This window comes from Methylobacterium variabile, from assembly GCF_001043975.1.
Taxonomy (GTDB): domain Bacteria; phylum Pseudomonadota; class Alphaproteobacteria; order Rhizobiales; family Beijerinckiaceae; genus Methylobacterium; species Methylobacterium variabile.
In genome coordinates, this window is the sequence record NZ_LABY01000368.1 from 1 (window position 1) to 4,880 (window position 4,880).

The 4,880-nt window shown below is 75.2% G+C and carries 6 protein-coding genes; 3 read left to right on the forward strand and 3 right to left on the reverse strand.

Features of this window, described 5'->3' with window-relative positions; all coding sequences use genetic code 11:
* On the forward strand, positions 1-1,111 hold a 1,111-nt coding region (locus tag VQ02_RS33010; RefSeq protein WP_048448503.1), incomplete at its 5' end, for an ABC transporter ATP-binding protein.
* Between the two features lie 64 nt (positions 1,112-1,175).
* Here the strand turns inward: VQ02_RS33010 and VQ02_RS33015 are convergent.
* Entirely contained in the window at positions 1,176-2,417 is a 1,242-nt protein-coding gene (locus VQ02_RS33015) for a DUF2254 domain-containing protein (RefSeq protein ID WP_048448504.1), read from the reverse strand.
* Positions 2,418-2,587: 170 nt separating this feature from the next.
* A complete protein-coding gene (locus VQ02_RS33020; RefSeq protein WP_048448505.1) occupies positions 2,588-2,812 on the reverse strand; it encodes a hypothetical protein in 225 nt (74 codons plus the stop codon).
* Between the two features lie 160 nt (positions 2,813-2,972).
* Here VQ02_RS33020 and VQ02_RS33025 point away from each other — a divergent pair, with 160 nt between their 5' ends.
* Positions 2,973-3,410, forward strand: coding sequence for a phospholipase A2 family protein (locus VQ02_RS33025; protein WP_048448506.1), 438 nt, complete (start codon positions 2,973-2,975; stop codon positions 3,408-3,410).
* Between the two features lie 7 nt (positions 3,411-3,417).
* Here the strand turns inward: VQ02_RS33025 and VQ02_RS33030 are convergent, their stop codons facing one another.
* Positions 3,418-4,359, reverse strand: coding sequence for an oxidoreductase (locus tag VQ02_RS33030; RefSeq protein WP_048448507.1), 942 nt, complete (start codon positions 4,357-4,359; stop codon positions 3,418-3,420).
* A gap of 157 nt (positions 4,360-4,516) precedes the next feature.
* Between VQ02_RS33030 and VQ02_RS33035 the strand changes: the two genes are divergently transcribed.
* The gene (locus VQ02_RS33035; RefSeq protein WP_245239924.1) at positions 4,517-4,747 is read left to right on the forward strand and encodes a hypothetical protein; all 231 of its coding nucleotides are present in this window, start codon (positions 4,517-4,519) and stop codon (positions 4,745-4,747) included.
* Positions 4,748-4,880: the final 133 nt, after the last annotated feature.

Below are 4,880 nucleotides of genomic sequence, written 5' to 3' on the forward strand. Positions count from 1 at the left end.
CGCCGGCCACCTCGCCGACCGCTTCCGCGACCTCGCCGGGCGGCTGCTCGCCGAGAACCGCGACCTCGCCCGGCGGCGCGCCCTGGCGGGCGGCGCCTTCGCGGCACTCGGCACGCTCGCCTACTACGCCGCCTACCTGGTCATCGCCGGGGAGGCGCTCGCCGGTGCCCTCACGGTCGGCGACCTCACCTTCCTGGGCGGCGCCTTCCTGCGCCTGCGCGGCCTCGTCGAGGGCCTGCTCGTCGGCGCCTCGCAGCTCCTCGGCCAGGCGCAGTACCTCGACGACCTCTTTTCGTTCTTCACCATCGCGCCGCGCCTCCGCTCGGCCCCGGGGGCGCTGCCGGTGCCGGAGCGCCTGCGCGAGGGCTTCGTGTTCGAGGATGTCGGCTACCGCTACCCGGGCGAGAGCCGCTGGGCCGTGCGCCACCTGTCCCTCCGCATCGGCGCCGGCGAGGTGGTGGCCCTCGTCGGCGAGAACGGCGCCGGCAAGACCACGATCGTCAAGCTGCTGGCCCGCCTCTACGCGCCGACGGAGGGGCGGATCCTGCTCGACGGCAGCGACCTCGCCGCCTACGACCTCGACTCCCTGCGCGACCGGATCGGCGTGATCTTCCAGGACTTCATGCGCTTCGACTTCACGGCCGGCGACAACATCGCGGTCGGCCGCATCAAGGAGCGGGAGGACCGGGACGGCATCGCGGCGGCGGCGCAGCGGGCGCTGGCGGACGCGGTGATCGCGCGACTGCCGGGGACCTACGACCAGCGCCTCGGCCGGCGCTTCGAGGACGGGATCGAGCTCTCCGGCGGCGAGTGGCAGAAGGTGGCGATCGCCCGCGCCTACCGGCGCGACGCCGCGATCCTCGTCCTCGACGAGCCGACGGCGGCCCTCGACGCGGGGGCGGAAGCCGAGGTGTTCCGCCGCTTCGCCGATCTCGCCGCGGGCCGCACCGCGCTCCTCATCTCCCACCGCTTCTCCACGGTGCGTCGGGCCGACCGGATCGTGGTCCTGGCCGGCGGGCGGGTCCTGGAGGAGGGCACCCACGCGGCCCTGGTGGCGGCGGGCGGGCGCTACGCCGAGCTGTTCGAGCTTCAGGCGGCCGGCTACCGCTGAGCCGCCCGGACCTTCCGGTGCCGAGCCGAAGATGTGGCGAGGGCGCGAGAACGGAACCGGACGGTCATCGCCAGTGACCGTCGGTACGGGCCGCCTCGTAATCGGCGAGGTCGGCGGCGTCCGGGATCGCCGCGCGGGCGGCCCGGTCCAGGCGCGCGGCCACCCGGGCGACGGAGGGCGCCGCGTAGGGGCGCGCCGCGCCGAGGGCGGCGAGGGTCTTGGCGAGGCGGATCGTGACCTCGATCTCCGCGATGCCCTCGCGGATCAGCGGCCGGAACGCGTCGGTCAGCATGTCGTCGAGCGTCGGGCGCGGCACGTGGATGGGCGGGCGCTCGGCCAGCTCCTCGCCGTCCGGCTCGTCCGGCGGCAGGTGGAGGAGAACCCGCAGCAGGGCATTCAGCACCTCGATCGCCGTGCCGGGATCGTTGGTGGCCGGCGCCAGCGCCCGGCTCGCGATCTCCGAGAGCGCGATCAGGCCGAGGCGCGGGTCCTGGTCGAAGCGCCGGTGCCGCTCGATCGCGAACGCGGCCGCGAGCGCGTCGCCGTGATCCGCGAGGGCGCCCTCGACGTGCAGCAGCGGCCGCGTCGGGTGGACGAGCGTGCCCGGCAACGCCGCGACGTGCACCACGAGGCCGTTCCGCTCCGCGATCCGCCCGAGCGAGGCGACGTCCACATGGGTGACGTAGCCCGTCCGCGTCGCGAAGACCGGTGCCGCGCCGGTCGGCACCGCGGTCGCCGGGCGTCCGCCGAGCCGCGGATCGGCGGCGAAGGCCGCCATCGCCGCGCTGGCCGCCTCCTCGACGCGGTCGATCACGTCGCCCATGCGGCCGAAGCCGGTGATGTGGCCGATCCAGCGCAGCAGCGTGACGACCACCACCGCGACGACCAGCACGGTGCCGGAGAACAGGACGACGCGCCCGCTGTCGCCGTAGAGGCTCGATTGCAGCCCGATGATGCCGACGACCGAGAACACGAAGGCGCCGAGGAAGGTCGACAGCGCATTCTGCGAGGTGGGATCGCCGATGAGCAGCTGCGTCGCCCGCGGCGTCGCGAGCTGGGTCGCCGAGCCGTAGGCGCTGACCATCGCGGTGAGCGAGAAGGTCGTCACCGCCAGCATGCTCGAGGCCATGATCTGGAGGATCGTCCCGACCGCGTCCTGGCCCAGGTTCCCGTGGACGTCGCCGGGCAGGAGCGGGCCGACGAGGGCGGCGATGACCGCCAGCGCCACGCCGAACAGGCTGATCAGCGCGGCCCGGAACCAGACCTGGCGGACGACCCGCTTGCCCATCCACGCCCAGCGGCCCATCCGATCTCGCTCTCCGTTCCGCTTGGGCTCGAGTCCGCTTGGGCTCGAGGCTGAGCGGACGACGCGTCATCCGCTCAGGTCCTTGTCCTGCCGCAGGTTTCCGTTGCCGAACCGTCTGCCTTCCGGGAGACCTGCTCAGGGTGGCATCGCCGGGGCGGCAGGGACCGCCCTCAATGGCCCGGCCCGTCGGGCCCGGGGCCGCCTTCGGTCTCGGCCCGGTCGCGGTCGAGCTGGTGCAGCAGCTCGGCGAGGCGCGGGTCGAGCCCCTCGTCGAGCACGGGTTCGTAGAGGGCCTGGAGGTAGCGGCCGAGCCGTTCCCGGCTCGCCGCATCGAGGGTCGGACTGCCGTCCGACGGCTCGCGCGGCCTGGGCGTGTGGGGGTCGGAGACGATCATCGGTCCTACATTGGCGGCCGGGCGGCTCCGGCAAGCCTTTCCGGCCGGGATGGCGGCGGGATGGCGATTCCGGCCGTGCCCGGAGCGGGGCGGTTGGACGCGAGACGGGAACCGCCGTCCCGGGTTACCGTTGGCCGGCGCAACCGGAGGGATCAGACCGATGCGATTCGCCGTTCCGCTCGTCCTCGCCTGCGGCCTGTCCGCACCCGCCCTGGCGCAGTCGGCACCGTTCTCCGCGCCGTCTGGCCGGCCGCCGGCGCTCCTCATCCACGGCAATTACTGCGGCCCGGGCAACAACGCGCCGCTGCCGCCCATCGATGCCCTCGACGCGGCCTGCGCCCGGCACGACGCCTGCACCCCCCGCGGCGGGCTGCCCTCGCCGGCCTGCAACGCCCGCCTGCAGCGCGAGGCCGACCTGATCGCGCGCGATCCGCGCCAGCCCGCGGAGCTGCGCGACGCGGCGGGCTTCGTCGCCTTCGCGGCCGGCCTGCTCCCGTCGCGCCCGCAGGTCGCGGCCGCGCCCGTGATGCAGTCCCGCGCCGTGCCCATCGATCCCGCCGTCCCGGCCCCGGCGGCCGAGGACGACGAGGACGAGTAGGGCGGCCTCACAGGGGATAGGTGACGCCCGTCAGCGTCTCGGACAGGGCCCAGAGACGCCCGGCCGCCTGCGGATCGCGGGCATGCGCCTCGATCCGCGCGGGCGCCGGGTGGCCGCGGACCTCCCACAGGCCGTCCGGGCCGTAATAGTGCCCGCCCTCCGCCTCCGGGGCGGTGGCGGCGTAGAGCAGGGGCAGGGCTCCCCGCGCCGCCGACTGGCCGATCAGGCCGAGGATCGCGGCGCCGGCCCGCTGCGCCAGCGGGCCGGCCCGGTCGCCGCGCCGGGCGATGGCCGTGGCGGCGACCCCGGGATGGGCCGGGATCGACCGGACGGCCGGGCCGGCGGCGCCAGGGCGCGCGCGCAGGCGCCGGTCGAGCTCGAGGCCGAACATCAGCATCGCGAGCTTCGTCTGCCGATAGGCCGCCTGTGGCGCGTAGGAGCGGTGCAGCTGCAGGTCGTCGAAGGCGATGCGGCCCGAGCGGTGGGCGATGCTCGCCACCGGCACGACCCGGGCGGGCGGGGCGCCGGCCTCCGCCCGGAGGCTCGGCAGCAGCAGCCCGGTCAGGGCGAAGTGGCCGAGATAGTTGGTGGCGAGCTGGCGCTCGAAGCCGTCCTCGGTCTCCTCGCGCCGCGGCACCGCGGCGATGCCGGCGTTGAGCAGCAGGATGTCGATCGGCCGCCCTTCCGCCCGCCACTGCGACGCGAAGGCCCGGACCGAGGCGAGGCGCGCGGTGTCGAGGGCGCGGATCTCGAGCCGCGCCGCAGGATGGGCCCGCCGGATCGCCGCGGCGGCGCCGTCCGCCTTGGCGGTGTCCCGGGCGGCGAGCACGACCTCGGCTCCTGCGCCCGCCAGCGCCAGGGCCGCCTCGTAGCCGATCCCGCTGGTCGCGCCGGTGACGATCGCGAGGCGCCCGGCCTGCGGCGGGATCATGGCGGTGGTCCAGGGCATCGGCGGGCACTCCTTGCGACTCCGAAAAGAATTCCCGAGATGGTGGCGAGGGCGCCGCCGGGAAGAGGGCAAGGAAGAGGGCAGGGCGGCGTGGCCGTGGATCGAAACGGGCTCCGCGCACGTTCCTTGCAGGCCTGCCCTCGGGAGAACGGATGAGGTGAGGGACCGCATGATCGGCCGGCTGATCTCGACCCTGCGCCCGCACAAGCCGCACGAGGGCGACGAGACGGTCCTCGCCGCGCCGCCGGAGGCGATCGCGCAGTTCCCGCCGATGGTGCCGCTCGCCCCGCCGCCCGCGGTCAACGACGAGCCTGCGGACGCCTTGCACGAGGCGGTCGAGGAGGCCCTGCGCGCCGCCGGCTACCTGCCGGAGCCGCCCTCGGCGTGAGGACCATCGGGGCTTACGCCCGCGCCCGTCCGCCCTCGATCGTCTCACGTTGGGCCTTGCGCCCTCGAACGGACTCGGTCGCAGGCACCGGCTAGGCCCGGATGGGCGCCGGCGCTGATGCGCCGAACGCCTT

Bases quoted from the DNA above. Each gene is read 5' to 3' on its own strand.
- VQ02_RS33015 (WP_048448504.1), bottom strand. From the start codon at position 2,417: ATGGGCCGCTGGGCGTGGATGGGCAAGCGGGTCGTCCGCCAGGTCTGG.
- VQ02_RS33025 (WP_048448506.1), top strand. From the start codon at position 2,973: ATGCGATTCGCCGTTCCGCTCGTCCTCGCCTGCGGCCTGTCCGCACCC.
- VQ02_RS33020 (WP_048448505.1), bottom strand. From the start codon at position 2,812: ATGATCGTCTCCGACCCCCACACGCCCAGGCCGCGCGAGCCGTCGGAC.
- VQ02_RS33030 (WP_048448507.1), bottom strand. From the start codon at position 4,359: ATGCCCTGGACCACCGCCATGATCCCGCCGCAGGCCGGGCGCCTCGCG.